The sequence below is a fragment of the Acinetobacter sp. YH12052 genome (assembly GCF_013419835.1).
Taxonomy (GTDB): domain Bacteria; phylum Pseudomonadota; class Gammaproteobacteria; order Pseudomonadales; family Moraxellaceae; genus Acinetobacter; species Acinetobacter amyesii.
The window spans coordinates 209,671-235,736 of record NZ_VOZI01000002.1; the positions used below are offsets into that span (position 1 = coordinate 209,671).

The window sequence follows — 26,066 nt, forward strand, 5'->3', positions numbered from 1 at the left end:
TTTAGCGCTATTTAAATTTTGCTAAATCCTTATTTTCTAAGTCGAAATTAAAATCTAAACACATTTCTGTCTATTAGAATGATTTGCATAGATTGTTCTGTTTTTTAGAACATTAAGCGTTGATTACTGCTTGATTTGATAAAGCTGGCATGAATATCGCTTAAAATGCATAACATTATGATTCGCTGATCACGCGATAGAGATTGAAGCCTGTATGTCGATTACCTTTTCTAGATTTTCTGAATATTTTATGGCGGTTGCACGGACTGGGAGTCTGCGCAAAGCTGCTGAACAACTCTTTATTTCAGTCTCGGCAGTACATCGACAAATCGTTTTGGCAGAGGAAGAACTCGGGGTTGCCCTATTTGAACGACTACCTCAGGGCTTAAAACTGACGCTTGCAGGTGAATTACTGTATGCCGATTTATTAAAATGGCAAAAAGAGTATCAACTGACGCGAACTCGATTTGATGAAATCCAAGGCTTAAACCGTGGAAACATTGAAATGGGCTTTATTGCGGCTTTGAATGATAGCTTTGTCGTCGACTGTATTCAAAAGATGGCTGAAACTTATCCGTGGATCAACCTCAACATCAGCATGAATAGCAGTGAAGATATTTCCAGAAAAATCGTTGATGCAGAATTAGATTTTGGCATTATTTTAAATCCTAAAAGCCATAGCCAATTAGAGGTTTTATCCTTTATAGAAATTCCGTTGGGCTTTGTGATGTCGCCGCATCATACCCTGGGTGGAATGGATAAAATTTATCTTTCAGATACGTTAAATGAACGGCATATTTTGCCGAGTGATCCACTCATTATTAGTGAATATGTACAGACTTTATATAAACATCATAAGTTTAGTCCTATTCAAAAGATCGAATGTAATGACATTAGAATGATACTGTCATTGATTCAACAACAATTAGGCATCAGTTTGATGTCATATATGGATGCTTTGCCATTGCTTGAGAATAATAAGATTATTTTTAAACCGATCCGTGAAAAAGGTTTGCACAGTTTGACCATTGCTTTATGTGTCGCATCGAAGCGCCAAACTTCTCGAATTTCTCAGATCATGATTAATCATTTGGTGGAAAAAATGGAAGAAATTAAAATCAATTTAAAATCCATGACCCCCTAAAACCAATATTTTGGCGTTGTAATAGCAAATAATTATTTAAAAAAAAGCCAGTGCGAATAACCCGTACTGGCTGCTGAAAGCTAAAGTTTTATTAGTTTATTTTTTTAATCCAATGGATTGCCTACAATATTACTAATGATGCCTTTCATAATATGATTGCCTTGTTCTTTACGCAGTTCTGCATACCATTCGCGCGTCACACTTTCATCCTTCATATGGGTCACATCACAACGCTTACGCGCACGCAAAACCAATTCATTGGCACGTTCATTACGTTTATTTTGATAACGTCGCAATGAATCATGCAAGCCCAAAGTATTGATTTGCAAAGCACGAGCTAGATAAATTGCATCTTCCATTGCTTGGCAACCACCTTGTCCAATATCAGGCGTTGTGCTGTGTGCTGCATCACCCACGATCACCACACGACCTTTGTAGAAATCTGCAAAAGGTTCAATATCATGAATTTCTACCCGATTGGTTTTTTTGGCATCTACAGCATCAATTAGCTTTTGAACCGGTTCACACCAACCTTTAAAGTATTCTTTAAATAAGGCCTTATATTGTGTGCGGTCATTTTCTAAGCCTGCTGCCAAAGGTACATCAAAGAAGAAATAGAATCGGTTGTCGGCAACGGGCATCAGCGAAACGCGCTTACCTTCTCCTACAAATGTCGTCCATTGATCTGCCGCAGCAAATTCTTCTGAAATATCGACTAAACCGTTCCAATTGACATAACCTGCATAGCGGCGCTCAACTTGTTCCCCCAATACATACGCCCGTGTCAATGAATGTGTACCATCGGCGCCAACCAATAAATCAGCCAGAACCTCACTTCCGTCAGCAAAACGGGTGATCACTTGATCATCTTGTTCTGAGAAGCTCACCATTTTTTTGCCTAGATGAATATTCTCACGACCAAATTCATCCATGAGCATATTTTGTAAGTCTGCGCGTGAAACTGGATAAGGTCGCTGACCAACTTCTTCGATTAAAGGAAACAGACTAAACTGTGTCATAACATCGCCCGTTAAACCATCGATATAGGCTAAGTGATCCATCTTGCCACCGAGCTTTTCGACTTGTTCGGTTAGCCCCAAATAGTTCAAACATTTGACACCGTTAGACCATAAAGAAATAGCGGCTCCAACAGGTAAAATTTGTTCTGCCTGTTCATAGATGGTTACTTGGTGTCCAAATTTTTTCAAAGCGATCCCAGTCGTTAGGCCCGCCATACCTGCACCAATAATTGTAATGTCCATCTATAACTCCCCTGTGTTTTTTTAAATATCTTTCTCCTAAAAAGCGAAAAGCATGCCATTTTTTCAAACAAGCAATAAAAAATTCTAAAGTTGGCACACGCTGTGCTTCTAAACACGTGTAAATGCTTGTTTTTATCAAATGTTAAATTTTTAACACTGAAAACTAAATGCATATGTTTTAAATGAAAATAGTGAATGGATTTTATATATGGCGACTTTACTCGCACCAAGTTTTGATATTCCTGCACAATTACAGGCACTTACAAATTTAGCTGATGACCGTATTGGTGCAAAAATACTTGATTGTTCAGATGATTTTTTTGCAGAAGCAAAACGCATGCTGCAATTTAATGCACCAATCTTTGTCGAAGATAAATTTGATGATCATGGCAAATGGATGGATGGTTGGGAAACGCGTCGTAAACGCCATGCAGGTTATGATTGGGCAATCATCCAACTCGGTGTTGCTGGTCGAATTCAAGCCTTAGATATTGATACAACATTCTTTACAGGGAATTATCCAGCTTCCGCATCAGTTGAAGCCTGTTTTGCACCGAGTGGTGAACTAGCACAGGCAGCATGGGTCAATATCTTAGGCAATACCCTATTGGGCCCGAGCCAACACCATATATTGGACGTCTCAAATGATCAGGTTTTTACCCATGTACGTTTAAATATATATCCAGACGGCGGTATTGCGCGATTTAAAGTCTATGGTGAAGTTCAGGTGCAAATTCAAGACAGTACGAGCACATTAGACCTCGTTGCACTAGAAAATGGTGGACGTGTTATTGCTTATAGTGATGCTCATTTTGGACATCCACGAAACTTAATTAACCCTGGTCGCGGCATCAATATGGGAGATGGTTGGGAAACGAAACGTCGCCGTGCACCAGGTTTTGACTGGTGTATTTTGGCTTTGGGTCAATCTGGTGCAATAGAGAAAATTGATATTGATACTGCCCATTTTAAAGGCAACTTCCCTGCGCAAGTGTCCATACAAGCTATTTATGTGGAAGATGCCACTGACCCTCAACTGATTCCGCAAAGTATGTTCTGGCCGTTTTTGCTAGATTCACAAGACATGCAGATGGATCACATTCATAGCTTCGTCAGTGAGATTTTAAAGCATGAAAAAATATCGCATATCCGCATCAATATGATTCCTGACGGGGGGATTAGTCGCATACGGTTATGGGGAAAAATACATCCTTAATTGCAGTGTTAATCACATAGGAAGCCTTCGTGCTTCCTATGTGTTTGGTTTCAATTTTTTTAATTAAATGCCCTATAAGATATCTAAACATGACACACAGCATAAAAATACAAGCTCTCAGTATTGAAGGCTTTGCGCCTTTTGGAGAGGTCATTTGCACAACTGGACATGATTTTTTCCACATCAATGATGCACATACAGAGCGATATCATGCCCTCGTAGAAACAGAAATTTCAGGTGATGCGGTTGCTGGAATTAGCCTCTTTAGAAATATCAAAACCACTGAATTGCCATTTACGATTTCAATGTTGGAGCGTCATCCCAACGGCTCACAAGCTTTTATTCCAATGCAAGCGCAGGCTTTTTTAGTGGTAGTTGCACCTGCGTTAGATGATCTCAGCCCTGATCTTACACAGCTTCGTGCTTTCATCACTGATGGTAGCCAAGGAGTCAACTATCGTGCAGGAACATGGCATCATCCACTACTGACACTCGAAGCACCCAGTAGCTTTGCCGTCATCGATCGTATTGGGACTGGACATAATTGTGATGTGTTCCAGTTCCCTACGCCTATTCACATTTCAAATTAATGTATTTTTAGCTTAAAAACTTAGAGTTAAATAGACTAAAATCACTTAACCAATTGTTAATACATTCTTTATTTCACCTCTTGATATAGTTTAATTAAAAAATATCGCAATATAAAAGCCCTCTACTTCGAGGGCTTTTTTAAACTATAAAGTTTTTATTTTATGAATTATCGTGAGGTTCAAGACTCAAGATTGCCAATGATTAATGTTGCACATCTATTGCCATGCTTGGTTTTTTCACCTGATCTTTGCTCATAGTCACTTCTTTATTTTTAAATAAATTCAGATGATTGAACACAATATTTAAAATAATCGCCATCAAACAAGTTGAACTAATGCCTGAATGAAAGAGTGTTTGCACCCATTTCGGGAAGTTTGCATAGAAAGAATGATCGATAATTGGAATCATCCCTGCTGCAATCGCAGTCGCAACAATGATGAGGTTCTTTTGCTCGTTATAGTCAATTTTCGCCAAGGTACGAATACCACTTGCCGCAACCGTTCCAAACAAAACTAAACCAGCACCACCTAATACAGGGACTGGAATCGCTGCAATCAGTCGCCCCATAATTGGTAGAACGCCTAATACGACTAAAATCATTCCACCCGCAACGACAACAAAGCGACTTTTCACGCCTGTAATCGCGACTAAACCGACATTTTGTGCAAAAGCACTTTGCATGAATGAACCGAAAATTGGCGCTGCTGCACTAGATAGCATATCTGCACGTAAGCCATTGGTAATACGCTCAGCATCTACTTTAGTACCAACAATTTCCCCAACGGCAATAATGTCTGCCGTCGTTTCAGTCATAATCACTAACGTTACGATCAGCATGGCAATAATGGCACTTAACTCAAAAGTTGGCATACCGAAAGCAAAGAAGCTTGGAAATTGAATCCAGTTACCATTTGCAACTTTAGAAAAATCTCCAAAGCCAAAGGCATAAGCAAGCACTGTACCGAAGACGATGGCTAACAAAATAGATAAACGTCGGATGGTTGCATTACGGGTTAAATTCAACGCAATCACGATACCCAAAGTTAAAAATGCCAAACTGATGTTCTCAGCACTTCCCCAGTCTGGTGCTTTATTGTTCCCCCCCATCATCCAGCGTACCGCTACAGGCAGCAATGAAAGACCAATCACTGTGATCACACAACCAGTCACAATCGGTGGGAAAAAACGAATAATTTTTGAAAAATAAGGTGCTAGGAAAAAGCCAATTAGGGATGCAACAATCACCGCACCATAAACAGCAGAAAGCCCCCCGCCTGCGGTTACAATGGCAATCATCGTCGCCACACCTGCAAATGAAACCCCTTGTACTAAGGGTAATTTTGCACCGATATATTTCACACCTACGGTTTGTAGTATGGTCGCCAAGCCACCCACAAAAAGCGCTGCCGCAATCAATAAACCGATTTGCGCAGGTTCAAGTCCCGCGGCTGTACCAATAATCAATGGCGGAGCGATAATACCGCCATACATGGTTAATACATGCTGTAGACCATAGGCAAGGCTTTTCCCTGCGCCTAAATATTCATGTTCTGGTGAAACTGTTTTATCTAGTTCTGTCATTTTTATATCCCCAATTTTTAAACTTTGCTCTTAGCTGCCGCGATACGTTGAATATGCAAATGGGCTGATGAGTAAAGGAATATGAAAATGCTGCGAGGCATCTTTTACATAAAAATGAATCACAGCTTTTGGAAAAAAGGTTTCGGTATTTAAAGTCTGAAAATATTCAGCGGTCGCAAATTCAAGGCTATAAGCTCCTGCTGTAAAGTCCTTCAGCGCAAAATCGTTAACGCGACCATCAGCATTGGTTAGGGCTGAACCTAGTAACTCTCCGTGTGCATTAAATAATTGAATGCTGACGTTTGCTGCGGGTTTACCCAGATTCGTATCTAAAATATGTGAGCTAATCATGCGCTAAGCTCCTGTTTTAATCTTAATAAGGCAATTTCAGCCAGTTGATGATGAACAATTCGTTTTTCGGTTTCAGGATCATTCAATAATCGATATTGCAGCGCCTGTAGTACATCTTCACTACTAAGGCCAGAAGCTTTGATTAAAAAGAGATAACCGTACTTTTTCTCATACGCGATATTGCCTTTCAGCAATGCAAATTGAGTTTCTTCATCTGCTGAAATTTCAGACTGTTCTCGATTAGAAAATTGTTGTTCCAAACTACTTAATTCAGCCTGTGCCTTTTTTTCACCAATCCGTGGATGGTTATCTAGAGCATTTTTGATTTCATCCCAAGTCCAAGCATTTGCAGCTTTTACTGCTTGCTCTGTGATTTGCGTGATAGAGGTATAAGGACGCTGCGCTACAATGTGTTCTGCCCAGCCTTCAATTTGCACACAGTGCTTTAAAAAAGTTTTTACATCTGCTTCGGATGCTTTATTAAATTCAACAAGTTGCACTATAAAATCGCCTAAAATTATTGAATGATTGTTCAAATTTAGTTTTGCAATATCAGTGCCAACCTAGGTCTATGATGTCAGTTACCTAAGTACAGGCCTAAAAAAAGAGGAGCTAAGCTCCTCTTTATCCGAATATTTTTTTATTAGACTGCATGATGTGTATACCAATGTTCCGCGATATCACCACGGCGACAGATCCACACTTTTTCATGTGATTGCACATAATCTAAGAATCGTTGTAGTGCTTTAAAACGGCCTGGTCGCCCTAAAATACGACAATGCATCCCAATCGATAACATTTTTGGCGCGCTTTCACCTTCTTCATATAGCACATCAAAAGCATCTTTAAGATATTGATAAAACTGTTCACCACTGTTAAAACCACCCGGTGAACAAAACTTCATATCATTGCTTTCGAGTGTATAAGGAATAATTAAATGTGGACGGGTTTGACCACTTTCATTCTTCAAATGACTCCAAAAAGGTAAATCATCACCATAGTGATCGCAGTCATATTTGATTTGCGGAAATTCAGCCAATAGCTGACGTGTATTGGGACTGTCACGCCCTGTGTACCAGCCAATAGGCGTCTTTCCAAATAAAGCTTCAAGCACACTAAAAGCTTGATCCATGTGCTGACGTTCTAGCTCTATCGGCATATCTTGATAATGTAACCAGCGTTGACCATGTGAAACGACATCATAGTTGGCTTGTTTGATCGCTTCGACAATATAAGGATTGCGCGCTAAAGCCATACCAACGCCAAAGACCGTCATGGGTAAATCACGTTTTTTAAATTCTTCATGAATCCGCCAAAAACCGGCTCTGGAGCCATATTCATACATCGAGTCCATCGACATATGTTTGGCAGGAAAACTGGCCGCTCCAATAATATCGGATAAGAATTGTTCTGATCCTGCATCCCCATGTTCGATATGGTTTTCTCCACCCTCTTCATAGTTCAACACAAACTGCACTGCGATACGTGCCTGATTAGGCCATACGACTTGAGGTACATCGCCATGATATCCAATTAGGTCTCTGGAATAATCCTGTTGTTGGATCTGGTCAATCAAGTCTTGTCCACGTAAGTAGCCTGTAGTCACTTCAACTTCCTAATTTGTTATATCAAACAGTAAAAAAATTAGGTAGAAGCAAGCAAATTATGCGCCAATGTCATAGATGGCTAAATAGCTTTTCATATCAATGACCATTGCCTTTTTTTAAAATATTGAATGGTTGCCCTGAATCATCTGCAATGATTGAAATTTGCCAAATTTCATCTATTTCTGGAAAATTCTGATGCAGTTGATCAATGAAATAGTAATAACCCGGTGTATTTTCGGCAATATAAATGATTGTATTTGAACACAATATATAGAGCTGAATCTCATCAATGGTTCCAAGATCTTGGCGTACGACATCTATACTTTGAATATCTTTCCATAATATAGTTTTAGTGCTTATTTCAGGCCCAGTTATAGTGTATGTGAAACCATCATTAAAATATTCAAAATCACCTTTATCCTGTCTTAGAATTTCAAATTCGTTTGTTTTATTTTTTATATCTTGTTTTAAATCAATTGAATCTACAAACCAAATATGAGGATGACAAATTATTGCATTCCAAATAATAAAAATACAAAGTGTAAAAAACCATATATTAGCTGTAATTACTATCGTAAGCACTGCCAATATAAATAAGATAAAACCCAAATTTAGGTTTAAAAATAATATAGTTGAAGTTCTTATTGGTAGTTGTACTTTCATTGGCAACTGCTTGAATAAAATATTACCATCATTCAATTTTTCGTTATATTTAAAGTAAAAACAAATTGCCAGTATTAAGAATGACATTAAACTAATGAATGTAAAATGTTTTTCCCATATTTGCCAATTAGATAAAAAATATATAAAAATGACCATAAATATTGAAATTGAACAATACATCGTAAGTAAGGAATTTAAAAAAATATGCATTCTCATTGTTTGTTTAATCTAGTAATTTTTTAATGGTATAACTATACTTAATTATTGATAAATTTAAAGCGTCATGATCAAATATTCTTTGTAAAATCAACACACCTAACTCTGAAAATTAATTTATATTCATAAGTCACTTTTACTCAGTTCCAAATAAAAGATTCAAACAATAAGATTGGCTAGCAATTGATTAATCCATGCTTTGGAGAAAACAAAAGATTTTGATTAGGCCCACCTCATATCCAAGTAAGTTACTTAATTTTTAGTGACTTATGGTGGTCTGCCTTAAGAATCTTTATGCAATAGAGCCATAAACGAGCAAAACTCTACAAAATATTAAAAAAAATATTTACTCATAATTTTTAAATTTTACTCTTCACTCAACAATGCAATATATTGAAAATAAATAAATTACAAAAATATAGATAAACCTAATATAATATTCATAAACTTCAGTTTCTTTTTTTATCTTTCCGATCAACAAATAACTCCCATTATAAATTAGATCAACAAAGATAATAAAAAAAACTACTGCACCAATAAAACTCCAGAAACCTATCCCAAAAAAGTAATACTTTATTAAAAAAATCAAAAACTCAATAATAAAAAAAATAGCTATAATTAGCCTTTTACAATCGTGATAAACTCTAATTACAAATTTATCCATTATTGTTCCTTTTTAAACTATCGATCCATCTCATTACGAACTGCATCATTATTTACTTCTTCAGTAGACATCAATTATTTAATACACATTGCGGCGGTAATGACCTGCTTTACGCAGTGTATGCAGTTGTTCAATGCCCAGTATCTCTTGCAAAGTGGCATCTACCGCTTTGGCCATATTCAAACTGCCGCAGATATAGAGACAAGCCCCTTGCTCTAGCCAATCAATCAATTCAGCTTTTTTTACAACTAGGACATCTTGCACATACTTTTCAGCAAATCCATCACGAGAAAATACCCGATCGATTTCTGCAATTTTACCTTGGTTTTGTAATTCATGCAGTTCATCAGCAAAAATTGCATCGAAAGCTTGTTGACGCTCACCATAAATTAACCAGTTTTGACAGTGCTCTTTTGCGACACGTTGCTTAAGATGTGAAAGCAAACCCGCCATTCCTGAGCCATTGCCAATCATAATTGCCGACTTAACGCCCTCTGCTAAGTGAAAATTTGGATTCGCACGAATATAGGCATGAATACATTGTCCAAGTTTTAAATCGTGCGTTAATAAGCCAGAATCTAAACCTAGTTCATCGCCATGCTGCTCTTGACGTACGACGAGCTCTAAATCTTTTTAATTAAATAGAGTTTGATAATTTCACGCTTATACTAAACGACTGAATAAAGACTATAATAAAAATTAAAAATTCATTCGCCATTTGCGAAATCTTCGAGCAATCATGTCCAAAAATCTTGCAACGCTGATTGGATTCAGTGCAATCTTACAATGGTCTTCTATTGTTGGTTTACTTAAGAAAATTAGTTTCAGTATTGGCCCTGATCTTGCTGTGCTCTTTATGTATACCTTGAGCGCAATTATTCTATTGCTCTTATTTAAAATTCCAAACCTTAAACTGGTTCCGCGCCAATTTTTGATATACGCCACCCTTTTATTTGTGATTTATGAGTTGTGTTTTTCGTATGCCATTGCTTTGGCTCAAACAGCTCAACAAGCGATTGAAATCAGTTTGGTCAATTATTTATGGCCGAGTCTGACAATTGCCGCGTTAATATTATTTAAAGAATTAAAATTTAACTTTTTCGTAATCATTGGTTTAGCCATTAGTTTGGGCGGCATTATTTTAATCCAAACTGGTAACGGAAGTTTTAACTGGTCTACAGTCTTTACCAACATTCAGTCCAATCCCTTTAGCTATTTTCTTGCTTTTATGGGCGCGAGTTTATGGTCACTCTATTGTGTGATTACACGTAAATACAGTCATGGGCATAACCCTATTTCATTCTTTTTCGTCGTGATCACCATTGTGCTATGGCTAAAAATGTTGATATTTCACGGTATCCCGCGAATGCCTGCCGTAGACTTACATACCGGTAAGTATATGTTAATCGTGTCCATCGTGACCGCTTTGGGTTATGCAGCGTGGAATGTAGGTATTATAAAAGGCAATATTACGATATTGGTGACCTTATCTTATTTTAGTCCGATTTTTTCTTCATTAATTTCAATGTTTATTTTACAGACACCACTGAGTTTAAGTTTTTGGCATGGTGCCATTTTAGTGACATTCGGTTCGCTGGTATGTTGGATTTCAACCAGTTGGCCACAAATAAAAGCCAAATTAATGCAATTGCGCCATGAATAATATGAAGCAGTCACTTGGCTCATTTATCTTAAACTGAATAACAAAACCGCGATTAGGCACAGCATATGAAGTAACTGTGTTGGTGCAAAATATAGAAAATATTTCCAGCCACCTGTGAGAAATGCATTCACACATTTTGAAATCGCATGGGCTGATAATCCAATCACCACAGCATAAACCAATGTTAAATTGTCGATATTACCTTGCATCACCACGGTTGCCATAGCGGCATGGACTTCAAATAGTGATGCTAATAATGTCCCTAAAATTAAACCTTTATCACCTAAAGCGAGATTTAATCCATAAACAAGTGCTTGGATCAAAGTTAGCGTGATGGCAATGATTGCCGCCTGTTTTAAGCTAAACATTCGACTATCAGTATTTTCTAACGGCACTGTTTCATTCGCCTCTACACGAAGCATTTCGGGTTCTGACTCTTTATTATGCTGAACTTGGGATGAGCCATAAATCAGATATAGCGCAGCAAGGACCAATATCAAGATGCCGACGATACTTGGTATAACTAATATTTTAAACCAAGCAAAACTCACCCCAAGGACAATGATCAAAAGTTGAACCAATGTCGCAACACATGAAAAAAGTCCTGCCCCTGCATTACTTTTGGCACTGGCTTTTCCTGCTCGTACTTCCATACCTAAGCTTGCGATTGTTGCTGTGCTCGACACAAAACCTGATGCCAAGGCCGATAAAATAATGGCTTTATCAGAGGATAATAGCCGCTTGGTAATGTGTGCTAATGACTGCACCACCAAGATCAATATCAGTAATTTTAAAATCACATAGGGATTTAATACAGAACCCCAATAGGCCTGATTCGGCGTTAAAGGTAAGGCAATTAGGATCAATGCCAGTAAAAATACACCATCTCTTAACTCATAGTCTTTGATCCAATGTGCTGCAAAATGATGTAAGCCTTTTTTTCCAACTAATATGAGGGTCAACACCACAGCCAAACACGCAGCCAATGGAATATTAAATACACAAGCGGCACCGATCAAATAAGTCATGACAAAAGCAAGTTCTGTGGTTGTTCCAATATCTTGTTTTTGTTGACTTAATCCATAATAGCTAAACATACTGACGACAATTGCACCGATCACACCAACAGCTAAATGGATTAAAAAACACAATGCTCCAAACAGCGCACAAATGGTAAATGAGCGTAAACCGGCAAAGCTCTGTTCACTGTCCAAATTGTTGTTACGTTGACGCTCCAAACCGATGAGCAATCCACAGCCTAAAGCCGAAGCTAAAATCGTTAACAATGCTGGGAAGGATAATGTTTGTATGAGTATTTCCAAATTTAAGCCCTCCCATCAATACATTGTTTATTTTGGCAATATAAATAAAAAATAATAAAAAAATTTAACGCTAAAATTTGAAAAATAAATATATAGATTGAACAACTTGAGCATTTTCAATCATGTTCCAAGTTTAGTCATCCTTTAAATCATAAACAATTCCATGATAAATATCCTAGTGGACATCAAATATTTCTCATCTTTTAATTAAAAAAATATTCGAAAATCTGACTTAAATTCGGACTTTTTTTACCTTCATGTCTGTTTAAAGCACACATTAAGCCCAAATCACCATAATGGCCGCAATCACCACTAAGGCTAAGCCCCAATGATCAGTTCTTGCGAGTTTTTCCTTAAAGAAATAGGCAGAGATTAAGAGGCTAAATAATATTTCGATTTGACCTAAGGTTTTGACAATCGCAACCGTTTGCATGCTCATGGCAGTAAACCAACCCAAGGACGCTAGAAAGCTACAGACACTAACACGAAAGGTCAGACCGACTCTCTCCCACATGGCAATGAGCGTTTTGCGGCTAAATAAACTGAGGTACAGCAGCATAATCACACATTGAAAGCCAATTACACTCAACAGTACCCACGCCGCACGATGCAAAGTCGGTAAATCACTTAGCTCTAAACTGGCTTCACGAACCAATAAAGAGGTAATAGCAAAACTTAATCCACTTCCTACACCGATGCATAACGTTGGCAGAGATAATTTTTGTCGTTGAGAACCTTTGCTTAAAAGAAAAACGGCTATGCCACCAACCAAAACACCAATCCAACCAAATAAAGTTAAATGTTCACTTAAGAAAATCACCCCCACTATGGCCGCAAAGATGGCTTCACTTTTCGCTAAACCGACGCCGATGGCATAATTCTTTTGTTTAAAAAGCAACACCATTAAAATCGTCGCTAAAATTTGACTTAGCCCTGCAATCACCACATAAACCCAAAACATAGGTGTAAATGTGGTCACCTGAGTCACAGGCTGTTGCTGGTACAACACGAACAAATAAATACAGGCAAATGGGAGCCCAAAAATAAACCGTGCAAGGGTGACACCATACACATCAACAGTGGTACTGAGTTGCTTTTGAAATGCATTGCGCCATGACTGCATAAAAGCAGCCATTAAAGTGAATAAGATCCAAACTGGAAACATAAGAAAGGTGGTTTAACGGTGGATGCCTCATCAATTTACGCTTTTATTGAATTGAATGCGACCCAACACGGCTAGATTATTCATTGAACTTGGTTATAGATTCGTTGAAAAAAATTTATTTAAAAACCTGATATTAAGAACTTGGTATGTATCGAAAGGTAAGTTTTTATAAAAAAATGCAAAGGCATATCACCTTTGCATTTTGCACTTTACCAACATTTAGTTAGCGACTTACGTTAAGTTAGCTTTCAAGTAGTACAGCACCAAATTGCTCACGTAGATCTTTTTTCAGCATTTTACCTGTTCCACTCAAAGGAATAGCATCCACGAAAATCACTTTATCTGGCACCTGCCATTTAGCGACTTTATCTGCATAGTAATCCAAAATTTCTGTATCAGATAAATCGACATCTGGCTTTTTAATCGCAATCAATACAGGACGCTCATCCCATTTCGGATGGGTCGCTGCAATCACTGCTGCCATTGCAATTTTAGGATGGCCCATAGCCAAGTTTTCTAAATCAACAGAAGAAATCCATTCACCACCCGATTTGATCAAATCTTTTGAACGGTCACTAATTTTTAAGAAACCATCTTCATTCAGGGTTGCAATATCCCCGGTATCAAACCAACCATCTGAGGTTAATGCAGACTCTGTTTTGCCAAAGTAATTGCCAATAATCCAATGCCCTTGGATCTGTAAATTACCCGTCGTTTTTCCATCACGTGCAACTTCGTGTGTACCGTTTTCTTCATCGGTAATACGTAAATCAACTCCAAATGGCGGACGACCTTGTGATAATCGTACTTGTAATTGTTCTTCTTCAGATAATAACAAATGTTTGGCTTTAAATTGGTTTGAAGAACCTAATGGACTGGTTTCGGTCATTCCCCAAGCATGAATCGTTTCACAGTTAAATTGTTCTTTAAATACTTTTAACATCGCAGGCGGGCAAGCAGATCCACCAACTACATTACGCACTAAACTCTGGAGCTGACTACCCGCTTGCTGCGCAGCATTAATTAAACCTTGCCAAATCGTTGGAACGCCCAATGCAACAGATACTTTATAGTCATCAATCATTTGCGTTAGGCTCGCACCATCTAAACCTGGGCCTGGCAGCACTAAAGTACATCCCACCATTGCCGCAGCGTATGGCGTACCCCATGCATTGACATGGAACATCGGCACAACAGGCATCATAATATCTCGCGCTGAGATATTTAATGAATCCGGCATACAAATCGCATAACTGTGTAAGACTGTTGAACGATGGCTATACAACACGCCTTTTGGATTGCCTGTGGTACCCGAGGTATAACATAAAGAACTAGCCGATAATTCATCTAATTCTGGCCATGTATAGTCTGCAGATTGTCCCGCGATAAGTTCATCATAAAATTTAACATCTGGCACCGCTTCGACAATTGCTGCATCCGGTGCATCTAAACAAATAAAATGTTCAACAGATTTTAATAGTGGTTTTACTGCTTTGATTAAAGGCAAAAAGGTTTTATCAAATAACATGACGCGGTCTGCGGCATCATTGATGATAAAAATTAATTGTTCTGGAAATAAACGCGGATTAATGGTGTGACAAACATAGCCGCTACCTGAAATAGCGTACCAAGACTCTAAATGACGGTGGTTATTCCAAGCGATGGTCGCAACACGATCCCCTAAATTTAAACCGAGTGATGCAAGAACATTGGCAAATCGTTTTGAATTTTTATGGACTTCACCCCAAGTGGTTTTCGTAATCGTCGAGTCTGTATTTTTTGAAATGACTAAACTATCCGCATGATAGCGACCCGCATGTTCAATCATGCTACTAATCAAAAGCGGTTTAAACATCATATTACCAAGCATTCTTTGCTCCCACATTCATCCATATTGAGTTGTTGTTTTTCCGCACTGTCCTGCAGATTTTTTAAAACTTTGCACCATGTCAAAAGTGATTATTCTTCATCGACAAGGTTAAAGCAGTAGATATGAAACGCATATCCAAAACTGATTCTTATGTTTTAACCTTAATTGATTTTAGAATCCACTGTTTTATTGCTCAAAATATGAATGCTTTAGTGGTATAAAATGCAAAAAATTAATGCTTGAGTCCAATTCAAAATATGTTCTTATTTTATTTTCACTCTGCTGCTTTAAAAATATCGTTTTCAGTTATCAAATAATCGACTGAGTCAATTGGTATAAAAAAACCCAGTCTAGATACACTGGGTTCATTCGTCGCATTTGCCTTTGTAGTTACAATATTTATAGTACTTCAAACTCAATACGACGGTTTTTCTTACGACCTTCAGGCGTAGCATTGTCTGCTACAGGCTTATTTGAGCCCATCCCTTCAGTACTTAAGTTCGCCGCTGCAATATTTTTTGAAATCAGGTAGTTTTTAACTGCATTAGCACGATCTTGGCTTAAACTTATGTTTTTCTCAGGATTCCCCGAGCTGTCTGTGTGACCAATAATTCGTACTTTTTTCCCACCGACGCGGTTCAGTGCGACAACCATTTCATCTAAGATCTGTACCCCAGATGGCGCTAAAATAGCACTGCCCGATTCAAATTCAATAATACGATTACGTAAAGCCGCATTAATAATTGCCTGTTCAGCCTGATTGACAGAAAGCTGTGCATTGAAACGAAAAGGTGCTGTGACCAAAGACTGAAACTTGGTGGTCGTGGGTTGGATATCGTTTTGATTCGACATCTTGCCACTTAAATCGACTTGCGTTCCGCGAACAGAGAGTTTTCCCTGTTTTACTTTTTTTAAGTCATCATTAATCATTTGGCTTACGCTATTGCCCCAACCATTGGGTGCAGTAACCGCTCGAACCTGAATTTTATCAACCACATTTGCCTGGCCATAGGTCAAATAGGCTTTATTTAATATTTCTTGCTTGGTTGCTTCATTCGGTACAGCGCCTTCAATCACAATAGGCTCTGCCCAAAGCAAAGTCGAACAACCTAAAATGCACACACTCGCAAGAAATTTGGGCAACATTGGTAAGATTCTTTGCATCATTATTCTTCTATAAAAGTCTGTCTAAAAAGTTTAATGCCATGAATAAGGCTGATCTGACGCTCACTCAAAGACTGTTCCAATACGGCTAAGCCTGCATTTTGTTCAAGATAAGGATCAATCCAACTGGCATCAATCAAGGAAACCCAATGATCACTTTGCATATTTTGGGTAAAAACATCATTGAGTGCAGTAATATCAGCACCTTGAAAACCAAATAGTAAAACAGGTGAATCACTGTGTAGGATGCCAATGAGTAACTCAGCATCTTGGTTTTCGACAAAACGACTAATTAAATTGACCCAAAAAGCCGCGATTTCATAGCAGTAACTAATATTATTAATTGGTAAAATCAACACTTTATTCAACCGAGACGTGCCCTGATGAATAATCGGTTGTAACAGCAAACCGAGACCAATCATGCTTTGCGCCAACTGATAAGGCGTAAAATTCAATAAACGTGCAAATGAATGCAACGTATGATGCTCATAAAAAGAAGAGGTTTCTTCTGTCCCGAACACTTGAATTTCGTTATTCAGTTTGCCTAATTTATCGAGCAAAATATCGGGATCGCGAATAGAACGCATCACTCGGTTACGCTGATATAAGTCAATTAAGGTTTGTTTATAACGATAAGGTGCATACAAAATATTATCGAAAGGATCATCGATTTCTAGCAGATGAGCGAGCACCATTGGAAATTGACGCTTTGAACTGTCTTCACTGCTAATCAAATTGGCAACCAAAAAACGCTTATCTTTTGGACTGGCAATAAAGAAATCTAATGAAGGCAGTGAGTTATACGCTGCATTAAAATTGTCTGAACGCATAGCGAACTCAAGCGCCTCCGTGATCCACTGATCAATTAACTGAATCAGTGAATATTGTTCACGGCTCTTTAAGAAGTCACCACGAGCTGGACATTTTCCATAATACAGCGGTGTCGTTCTCACTTCATACATCGTCACACTCCTTGTTCTTTTGCACGAATGCCACCGCTCTCATTTTTAAATTCATCATCATGGTGTTGCTGTTCCTTGTACAACACTCATCGGTGAAGTCGCTGGCGCTACAGGCGCTTGTCCTGCAGGCATCGTTTGCGCTGCGACGACACGAACACCTTTATTCGTCACCACTTGATCAACAAGAGTCATACCTGAATAGCCTGAACCTGTAGTTGGGCCAGATGCGTTACCACTAATTAAACGGAAGTTCACTTTTACAAACACTTTTGGATTTTGTTTGCTACGCCACACCATTTCAAATGAATTACCATTTTGTGTACGCTGAGCGCCTTCAACCAATCGGTTAATACCATATTCACCCGGCTCATCAAAAATCGTATGCGTTTGACCTTCCAAGTCAATTGCAGTAATACGTGCACCCGGAATTGCCCCTTTATTTGGCCAAACAAAGTTCACCCATTGCTGAACACCGTTTTCATACACCATACGCTGACCATCAATATCAATGGTATATGAAAGCAACTGTGTATTTTCTAATGGGAAGAACTGGAAGTTCGATTGATTGGTTGCCGCAGGTGCTGCTTGACTCAATTCCCCTGTAGCAACGCCATTACTTGGCGCAACATAGCGTTGGAAGTTCGCTACAAATTGTGGATTTAAACCAATGCCCAAATCTTTCCATGTTTTCGTGGTTAAGGTATAGCCACGACGAATCACCAATGGATCTAAATATTCTTTTACAAAGCGAGCGATACTTCCGTTTTCACCAAAAATTTGGCTAATTTCATTACTGGTTGCTTGTAAAGTTGCATTGCTATTAAATGGATATTTAGGCGCAAGATTAGTTGTAAATGGTTGATACGCCTGCATTGCCCACAACTTATTAATTTCGTTTTGAGCTGGGATCAAAAGAACTTCAAATGACTGAGTCACCGGCTGCATAAAGAGTTTTTGAATCAACTGTTGATCTAATTCATTTAGACCCACAGACATTTTTTCATCCACAAATTTTTGCGTGCTATTAAAGACAGAGCTTTGATCATTGATGGTTTGTTTCACCAATGTCATGCTTGCAGGGCCCATATCACCACCACTCTTTAAGTCATTGAACTTACTACGTACTTGACTCAAAGACAGCATGTATTCATCTAAAATAGATTTGTTTTGCTGATCATCACGCTTACGAACCAATTGATAGAACACATCAAATTCTTTTGCAATAACACCTTGACCGGCTTTTGAAGCCACTTGCTGTGCCTGCTGCGCATCATCACGGCTAAGGACTTTACGTTTAAACCACGCAATAAAGCCTTTCTGAGGTGCAGCCAGTTCTGCTTGAACAATTGGATTATCCCAACTGGTTTCTTTCGCAATACGGTCAACCACTTTACGAATTGGCGAATTTTCAGGTTCACCTAAAATATCGATAAAACGTGACTGCTGAGCGACATCTGCGCCTTTGCCATAATGCACAGCATTTAAGAATTTACGCCATTCAGCGATATATTCCTGCTTATAAAGTTCGGTTAACTGTTTACTGATCTGATCTGGACTGCCACTAAATGTCAGGTCATCAGAACGATTGGTATTGAGTACCCAATCTTGAGTATCCGTCGGATTATTCGCTGCTTGGTTAATCGCATCTTTTACATAATCATTCCATGCTTGGTAAGTAAAGATACCCGGCAAGGCATAACTACCCAACATGCTATTTTGGCCTGTTTCACCTAAAATTTGCTTCACAGTTACTGCAGGGAAACGTACCGAACCACGCATTTTAATTTCATTATAAACGCGGTCACGTGCAGGAATACCCATAGTAACAGCCGTCAATAATTGACGTGTTTGATCAACCAATAAAGGATCAGATTCCATTTGCGGGAACGCAGGATCAGCAGCTAAAGTCATCGCATAAGATAAAACTTGTTCGGCTTTTTGAATCATTTCACCACGTGGCATTTGACCACGATTTGAATCTAACCATGAACGCCAGAAACGAGTAACTTGGTCACTCAAATGGCTCGATTCCATATATTTATGATTGCTCATCATCAAATACGCCTTCAGTGCATTGTATGCATCCTGAGGGTTAGTATCCGATGGTTCTAAATAGGGCTGATTTGATTTCACAGCTTGAGTGATTTGCACATTGACGTGATTTTCTTTCAACGTCGCTTCATTGGCTTTAACGCGTTGTAAGTACTGCGCCATATTTTGCTGAGATGGTGCTAATACAATTTGTTGAATACCACGTAAATACTCAACTTTGAGTTTTTCACGAATTTTATTCCCTTGGTATAAACCAAAGCTATATTTCAAAGGACGATCTTCATCAAAGTGATCGAGCTGCTGTAAATGCCCTTGTAATATCAGCAATGCATCCAATTGAGTCGAAAGCTCACTTCCGCTACGGCTTTCCATTTGCACAACTTTGTCTAAGTCAGCTTGAACTTCCGCCACGAGTTGTTGGTTATTACGATACGACCAAACCCATAACCCAAGCACCACAGCAACCAATAACAATGCACCAATAAATGCCATAAAGCGCTGACGTTTACGTGCAGGATTGATATGTTGTTTAACTAGATTTTTATCTTTTAAAATGACGGTTGAAAAGAGTCCTTTTAAGAAATAACCATGGTCTTGCGAAACAGAATTCGTAGGAATGCCAAACTCACTATCCGTACTTTTCACCAAATGAAAGTCTTCAGCGATTTGCTCGGTCATTGGACTTTCAATCACACCTTCTTGTAACGCACTGGTGAAATAGAACCCACGGAAAACTGGTTTAAACTGATAAGGGTTGTCTTGAAACAACGTACCAATAAAAGTTTTTAACACTGGCTTTAAACTTTTAAACTCAAGTGGAAATGTCATTACACTTGGAGAAATATTTTGCGAATGACGACGACTCAAGTGCGTAGTACTGACGCTCTTCAAACCATCGTATAAAATTGAATAATGCTTTTCGAACATCTCAACAGCATGTTCGGATGAGTCTGGATCATAAGGTAGCGTTGCACCCCAAACTTGATCAAATTCATCCTTATCATAACAATCAAAAAATTCTGTAAAGCCAGCAATCAAATCCATTTTTGAAAAAACGATATACACTGGCGCAAAAATTTCTAAACGTTCCGTCAAATCCTGTATACGTGCGCGTAAGTTTTTGGCTAATTTGATTGATTTTTCAGGACTTTGACTAACAAGCTCCGCCACAGAAACAATCACGATTAAACCGTTAATTGGTGCTTTAGAACGGTTTTTCTTTAGAATATTTAAAAAGCCTAACCATTCTGAATGGTCTTCGGCATAAACTGAATATCGACCTGCGGTATCGAGTAACACACCATCTGTAGAGAAAAACCAATCGCAGTTACGAGTACCACTTAGACCTGCCGACACCATTTTCTGATGAGTTTCTTCAAATGGAAATCTAAGACCAGAATTATAAATCGCTGAACTTTTACCCGCTGCTGGGTTACCAATCACCATGTACCAAGGTAATTCATATAGGGCTGCATTCCCCTTTTTGTCGCCGAGTTTTGATTTACGGATAAGTTGAATCGAGTCTTTCATTTGCTGATTGATCAGCGCAAGTTCTTCTTTATTTTTTTGTTTACCGTATTCAGCTTCATTATCCTTGGCAATCGCCTCAGCAAGTTCTTCGCCTTGCTGTTTATGACGATAATGCTGTACTAATTCATATATACCCCACAGAATTAATCCGAGAATATAAACAGCAACCACAATGTAAAAAGTCTTTTGCGGAATCGAATTATGCATAGTCACAATGGCCACAAAAAATGACAAAGCCACCATCGCTTTAGGATTGGTGACGTACTGCCAAACATAACCGAGGATCGTATAAAATAGTGTGTTCACAATGTTCTCAATTTCGTCTTAATTCTAATTAAACAGTTTCTTGTTCAAGTTCATCTTCTACTGAAAATGCTTGAATAAAAGCAAATGTCGATTCTTGGTCTGTGCTATAAATCATGGCAGTTAACTCTTCTGGCAAGTGCATACCCAACATGAATCCAAAAATTTTTGCCAATTGCTGGGTATTTCCAAGATTCTGTTTTGTATATAAAAAATGATAGGTTTCAATCGCGGTTTCATTAAATTTATACTGTAATTTTTTCACCACTTTCATATCCGTTGCATCATCTAACATCAATAAAAAGGGTTGTTCTTGATCATACTGATCTAAATTATTCAGTGCTTTAAGCTCTAAATGACGTTTCAACTCAGGCTCATGTGCCACCACTTGTAGCACTTTATTTGGAGTTAAACCTCGAACTTGAACGTCTGAAGCAGCCAAACACCAACTCGATGCAAACTCTGCAGCAATGTATTTTTCTTGTAACCACATCTTTTCATCAATCCATTCTTGGTCGATTTCAGAGTCAGCATTCAGAATCAAACTGACTTCAAACTTTTGTTTTGAAATCATCTCTAAAATGCTTAACCATTCTGAATAAGCGACTTGAGTGCCGATAAAATGTGGCTCGATATGAATTTGTTCGGGAATGATCGAAAATCCGTCAGAAAGATACTGCTGAATAATCTGGGCATAATCATCATTCCATTGATGAATCAAATTATCAGCAAGCAAAATATGGACATTTAAACGATTTAAACGTGAAACTTGCTGTGCATTGTTCGCCAAATGTTCTGGATGTTCATCTTGCGTATAATCTGGATCCACCCAACCCGGATGCATACGGTACTGATATGCCAATTCACTATCATAAAAGAGTGCTGATTGCTTCAGATGCTCAGCAATTAAAAATAGACTTTCAACGTGTTGCTCTAGTTGTTGCTGAATAAGTGACTGGATTCGTTTTTCACGCATGGTGATGGCACTATATTCATCATCTGCTTCTTCACTAGTAAGTTCATCTAAATCTTTAATTCGAAATGAAAGAACAGGCAAACCGTATGCATTGAATAATTTATCATCGAGTTCAGGACTTTTGAATTGTTGAATATCTTGGATAATTTGTTCGTTTTCACCAAAACTATGCCAAGCCGCTGAAGAATAAACATTTAAACGAAATTGCTGTACATCGACAGGCTTTGGTTTTGCTTGTTCAATGGCCTCAAGTTGTTGTTGCTCAGCTTGTTCTTCTGCACGTTTTTCAGCTTCAAGTTTTTTTTCTTTTTGATGTTGAATGCCCTTGTAAAGCAAATAAGGCGACAAAATAATTGCACATAAAGCTAAAGGAAGAAGTAAAAAGTATGTGACTAAATCGAAAGCCGTCGGATCATAGCCTGTATCTCGCCAGTAAAAAATCACGAAAGCAGTACACAAAACAAAAAGCGTACTAAAGGTTCCAATTATTAATTTCAGCATTATTATGCATTCCCCATTAAGGCATAACAGGTTTCTGTATTATCGACCTGTTTATTCGGCTGTAAAAATGCTCCCTGAGCTAAACCAATTCCGCTCAAAGAATTTAAACACACCGGTTTTATTTCTTCTTTTTGTAAAATTAAGCGCACATCCACCATTAATGTTGGACTGCACCAAGTTTGAATCATTTGTTTTAATTTTAAGCTGCGTGACTGATTCGGTAAAAATGTTAAATAATCTTCATGATTTAAAGGTCCAATCACGATTTCAATTTTTTCGTCAATCTGTTGAATCTTTTCACCACAAAATGTATTTAGTCCCAATAAACTCGGCTGAGATCCACCTAAACATGTTCTCTGATCTTCTTCAAATACAAAAGTTTCAGGGATAAATTCTCGAATATCAAAATTCTGCTTAAAGATACAGTTCAGCATGGTTTTTAATGCATACGCTGTATTGTTTTGTCCCTGCATTAAACCTGAGAATTCAGCAAAATAATCATCTAAATCAGGCTGATCATGCTGGCTACGGATATAACCATTTAATGCATGTAAAATATCAAGATAGTGATTATCCTGCTCGATTTCATAACGAATAGGTAAATGATAATTTAAACTGGCATCAACATAATGTGCTGTTAATTTATGATTAAACAGCCCTAAAAACTTTTGAGTTTCGTGTCGCTGATGTCGCCCGCTGAGCTTAATCTTATTGGTATAACTATAAGGTAATGCACCTTGAATACCCGTTAAACCTACCATTAAATTTGTCAGTTCAACTTTCTCATCGTTGAACTCTAAACTTTCAATTTCAGTGTTCGGGAAGTTCAGATTAAGTGAACTATTAAACTCAAAGTCATTTGCCCAGTGAACTTGAGCCGCTCCATAAGGTGCATGTCTTAACAAACGAGTGGCTTGAACAAACTCGTAGGCTTTCGGTTCTTGGAAAAGTCCGTCAATTACAGAGCTTTCTTGCCACCAACGTTCTGCACGCATTGGTATAACTCCTGTTGACTATTTGCATCAAAAACCGAGACATCGACAAAGCTGTTCATATTGACTTTTAAGTTAAAGATATGTGCTAGCAATTGACTATATATATACAGGCTATGTCCTCTAAAGATATCTGCATCAATGTATAGCTGAACTTTTAAACCTCTGACAAATAATGGAAACGGTTTACTATCCACAAGTTTCTGCGTGGTAGAAAACTGAATATTTTTTATGGAGTCGATAATAATTTGGTTTTCTTTCGATTTAGGTAAATTATACAATTCCAAAAGTTCTTTAATATGAGAGACCGCATCGCCTTTCATTAAAGACATATTATTCAAAGATAAATGTGAAATGACCCGCCACTGTTCTTGTTTATTTTGCTCAAAATAATACGGTAACGACGGTCGTTTGAGCATCAGAGCACGACGTGCCAAATTACTATCATTCAGAGTTAATGCATTTTGATCTTTATTATAACTTTCGTAAGGTAACTCACGATTACTACATAGTAGTTCAGTACTAATAAAATCGGACTGAGTGCTATGTGGGTCTAAAGCACGAGATATGATTGAATAGTTTAATTCCTGATGTTTATTCTTCATCTGCTGCGGATTTAAACTATAAAAAAACTGGACTTTATCTTGATGATAATGACTCATTGCAAAAAAAGGCAGTACCGGATAATACACTTCATCTTGGTTACTTTTTTCACGCACCATATTCATTTTTAAAATGCTATAGGCTTGAAAATATTCAGGATAGTGTGCATCTGTCACCAATGGATATTCCATTCGCTTATGATTAATCTTTTGCGGCTCTGCTTGTTTATTGAAAAGATTAACAATTGGTGTAGCAAACAATTTAAAATTTGCAGCATTTAATTCAGAATAATTTCGAATCGCTGCTTGATCATTTAAATTGAGTTTAAAGTGCATTTGAACATCAAATTCACTATGTTCTAAACTTAAAAACTTAATGAAATCTAGATTTAGATTTAAAAAATTGAATTTTTCAGGAACACAAAAATATTCCATCAGTAAACGATATGCATGATGCGTATGTTGATCGATAGGTAGAACACTTTGAACTTCATCAAAGCCCATAATTTCAAATGGATTGGCAATATCAAAAATGTGCTGCCCCACACGAATCGAAAAACTTGTAGTCGATTTAAAAATACTATCTAAAACCTGCAAAGGAAAATTAGAAATAGCGTCTAAAAAGATCGGCAAAGTTTCATTTTTGAGTAAAGCGTGCTTATTCGAAAAAATTTCAAATCCTAAGCTCAATGTAGCATTTTGATTTAAATGCATATGTGCCGATGGATGAGTTTTGAAATTGAGCTGTTTTAATTGAATCGGTAATAAAGTGACTTCTTGTACCGTCTGATATTCACATTGAACACCACGCGTACTTTTGGCTTTTAGACTGGTCGCCTTTGGAATAACGTGTCGATCTGTTAATTGCTTAATTTTATTTATATCTTCGAAGCTCACCACAGAACATGCAGGAAATGGTTTTAAATATTGAGGAAACATCACCTCAAAAATTGAACGGGTAAAAACGTCATAACTATCTGCAAGTTTTTTATCAATCCGTGCAGAAATTAGAGAAAATGCTTGAATTAAACGCTCAATATGCGGGTCATCTATTTGTTCTTGGTTTAAAGACAAACGCTGGGCGATTTTGGGGTATTTACTGGCAAACTCACGGGACTGTTGTCCAAATTCCTGTAGTTGTTTTTCGTAATACGGTAACAGCTCTTCAATCACAGATAACCCACTTCATTAAGCTCTTGGAGAAATAACATATTGTTGTGTTGTTGGTTTTAATAAGGCATCAAAAATAACCGGTTCATATAAAGGATGAATATTTAAATATGCCTGAATACTTAAACATAGTGCCCCCATATTATGGCCATCCATGAGCATTTCGACTCGAATCTGTTTTAAACGCGGTTCATGTGCAGCAATCGATTGCTCAATTGACTGGCAAATTTTGTCGCGATCCGATGGATTTGCAGTCGATAAGCCAACAAAATCGATAATGCCAAATTGCAAAATAGATTTTTTTGCTAATGGAAAGTCATCAATTAGTTCATCTAATTTTGCCACCCGACTATTGAGGAGATCCTCTAAATCGGAAGCAACAGATTCACGTAGTTCTTGCAAAGACAGACCTTGAGTCTGCTGAGCATCTGCTGGTAATAAGCGGTCAAATAATGTCGTTCTAAAACCGTAAGGATAAAGCTGATCGAGATTCATATCT

At 37.9% G+C, this 26,066-nt stretch carries 21 protein-coding genes; 4 read left to right on the forward strand and 17 right to left on the reverse strand.

The window, feature by feature from the left end; all coding sequences use genetic code 11:
• Positions 1–214 precede the first annotated feature (214 nt).
• Positions 215–1,144 carry a LysR family transcriptional regulator gene (locus FTU06_RS02200; RefSeq protein WP_180144668.1) on the forward strand — a complete coding sequence of 310 codons (930 nt, stop codon included), beginning with the start codon at positions 215–217 and terminating at the stop codon, positions 1,142–1,144.
• 104 nt (positions 1,145–1,248) lie between these two features.
• On the opposite strand, the gene hpxO is transcribed toward FTU06_RS02200, so the two are convergent.
• On the reverse strand, positions 1,249–2,406 hold the full coding sequence (gene hpxO, locus FTU06_RS02205; protein ID WP_180144671.1) for an FAD-dependent urate hydroxylase HpxO: 1,158 nt from the start codon (positions 2,404–2,406) through the stop codon (positions 1,249–1,251).
• 208 nt (positions 2,407–2,614) lie between these two features.
• Here hpxO and alc point away from each other — a divergent pair, with 208 nt between their 5' ends.
• Together alc and FTU06_RS02215 are read left to right on the forward strand one after the other, a co-directional pair.
• Entirely contained in the window at positions 2,615–3,622 is a 1,008-nt protein-coding gene (gene alc, locus FTU06_RS02210) for an allantoicase (protein ID WP_180144674.1), read from the forward strand.
• Between the two features lie 89 nt (positions 3,623–3,711).
• Positions 3,712–4,212 (forward strand): ureidoglycolate lyase, encoded by a 501-nt coding sequence (locus FTU06_RS02215; protein WP_180144677.1) that lies wholly within the window; start codon positions 3,712–3,714, stop codon positions 4,210–4,212.
• Between the two features lie 202 nt (positions 4,213–4,414).
• Here the strand turns inward: FTU06_RS02215 and FTU06_RS02220 are convergent, their stop codons facing one another.
• The 6 genes from FTU06_RS02220 to FTU06_RS02245 all read right to left on the reverse strand — a co-directional run bounded on the left by FTU06_RS02220 (position 4,415) and on the right by FTU06_RS02245 (position 9,769).
• Positions 4,415–5,794, reverse strand: coding sequence for a nucleobase:cation symporter-2 family protein (locus FTU06_RS02220; protein WP_180144680.1), 1,380 nt, complete (start codon positions 5,792–5,794; stop codon positions 4,415–4,417).
• A 30-nt stretch (positions 5,795–5,824) separates the two neighbouring features.
• On the reverse strand, positions 5,825–6,145 hold the full coding sequence (gene uraH, locus FTU06_RS02225; protein ID WP_180144684.1) for a hydroxyisourate hydrolase: 321 nt from the start codon (positions 6,143–6,145) through the stop codon (positions 5,825–5,827).
• On the reverse strand, positions 6,142–6,645 hold the full coding sequence (gene uraD, locus FTU06_RS02230) for a 2-oxo-4-hydroxy-4-carboxy-5-ureidoimidazoline decarboxylase (protein WP_180115657.1): 504 nt from the start codon (positions 6,643–6,645) through the stop codon (positions 6,142–6,144). Before uraD ends, uraH begins: the two co-directional genes overlap by 4 nt.
• 143 nt (positions 6,646–6,788) lie before the next feature.
• Positions 6,789–7,751 (reverse strand): allantoinase PuuE, encoded by a 963-nt coding sequence (gene puuE / locus FTU06_RS02235; protein WP_180144687.1) that lies wholly within the window; start codon positions 7,749–7,751, stop codon positions 6,789–6,791.
• A 97-nt stretch (positions 7,752–7,848) separates the two neighbouring features.
• Positions 7,849–8,415, reverse strand: a complete 567-nt coding sequence (locus FTU06_RS02240; protein ID WP_180008127.1) for a hypothetical protein — start codon at positions 8,413–8,415, stop codon at positions 7,849–7,851.
• Between the two features lie 958 nt (positions 8,416–9,373).
• Complete coding sequence (locus FTU06_RS02245; protein WP_180008126.1) at positions 9,374–9,769, reverse strand: hypothetical protein; 396 nt, start codon at positions 9,767–9,769, stop codon at positions 9,374–9,376.
• Positions 9,770–10,034: 265 nt separating this feature from the next.
• On the opposite strand from FTU06_RS02245, the gene yddG reads away from it, so the two are divergent.
• Entirely contained in the window at positions 10,035–10,958 is a 924-nt protein-coding gene (yddG, locus tag FTU06_RS02250; protein ID WP_180144690.1) for an aromatic amino acid DMT transporter YddG, read from the forward strand.
• A gap of 23 nt (positions 10,959–10,981) precedes the next feature.
• On the opposite strand, the gene FTU06_RS02255 is transcribed toward yddG, so the two are convergent.
• The 10 genes from FTU06_RS02255 to tssE form a co-directional block, all read right to left on the reverse strand.
• Positions 10,982–12,280, reverse strand: a complete 1,299-nt coding sequence (locus tag FTU06_RS02255; RefSeq protein WP_180144693.1) for an MgtC/SapB family protein — start codon at positions 12,278–12,280, stop codon at positions 10,982–10,984.
• Between the two features lie 277 nt (positions 12,281–12,557).
• On the reverse strand, positions 12,558–13,445 hold the full coding sequence (locus FTU06_RS02260) for a DMT family transporter (protein WP_180144695.1): 888 nt from the start codon (positions 13,443–13,445) through the stop codon (positions 12,558–12,560).
• 241 nt (positions 13,446–13,686) lie between these two features.
• Entirely contained in the window at positions 13,687–15,315 is a 1,629-nt protein-coding gene (locus FTU06_RS02265) for a long-chain-fatty-acid--CoA ligase (protein WP_180144698.1), read from the reverse strand.
• A gap of 399 nt (positions 15,316–15,714) precedes the next feature.
• On the reverse strand, positions 15,715–16,461 hold the full coding sequence (locus FTU06_RS02270) for an OmpA family protein (protein ID WP_257234224.1): 747 nt from the start codon (positions 16,459–16,461) through the stop codon (positions 15,715–15,717).
• Positions 16,462–16,481: 20 nt separating this feature from the next.
• Positions 16,482–17,441 carry a type VI secretion system-associated protein TagF gene (gene tagF, locus FTU06_RS02275; RefSeq protein WP_168379476.1) on the reverse strand — a complete coding sequence of 320 codons (960 nt, stop codon included), beginning with the start codon at positions 17,439–17,441 and terminating at the stop codon, positions 16,482–16,484.
• 57 nt (positions 17,442–17,498) lie between these two features.
• A complete protein-coding gene (gene tssM / locus FTU06_RS02280) occupies positions 17,499–21,329 on the reverse strand; it encodes a type VI secretion system membrane subunit TssM (RefSeq protein ID WP_180144704.1) in 3,831 nt (1,276 codons plus the stop codon).
• 28 nt (positions 21,330–21,357) lie between these two features.
• Entirely contained in the window at positions 21,358–22,803 is a 1,446-nt protein-coding gene (locus tag FTU06_RS02285) for a hypothetical protein (RefSeq protein WP_180144706.1), read from the reverse strand.
• 2 nt (positions 22,804–22,805) lie between these two features.
• On the reverse strand, positions 22,806–23,798 hold the full coding sequence (gene tssG, locus FTU06_RS02290) for a type VI secretion system baseplate subunit TssG (RefSeq protein WP_180144708.1): 993 nt from the start codon (positions 23,796–23,798) through the stop codon (positions 22,806–22,808).
• Positions 23,762–25,570: a type VI secretion system baseplate subunit TssF gene (gene tssF / locus FTU06_RS02295; protein WP_180144710.1), complete on the reverse strand. Its 1,809-nt coding sequence runs from the start codon at positions 25,568–25,570 to the stop codon at positions 23,762–23,764. The genes tssG and tssF overlap by 37 nt, the downstream gene beginning before the upstream one ends.
• Before the next feature lie 15 nt (positions 25,571–25,585).
• Entirely contained in the window at positions 25,586–26,062 is a 477-nt protein-coding gene (gene tssE / locus FTU06_RS02300) for a type VI secretion system baseplate subunit TssE (RefSeq protein WP_078190770.1), read from the reverse strand.
• Between the last annotated feature and the right edge of the window lie 4 nt (positions 26,063–26,066).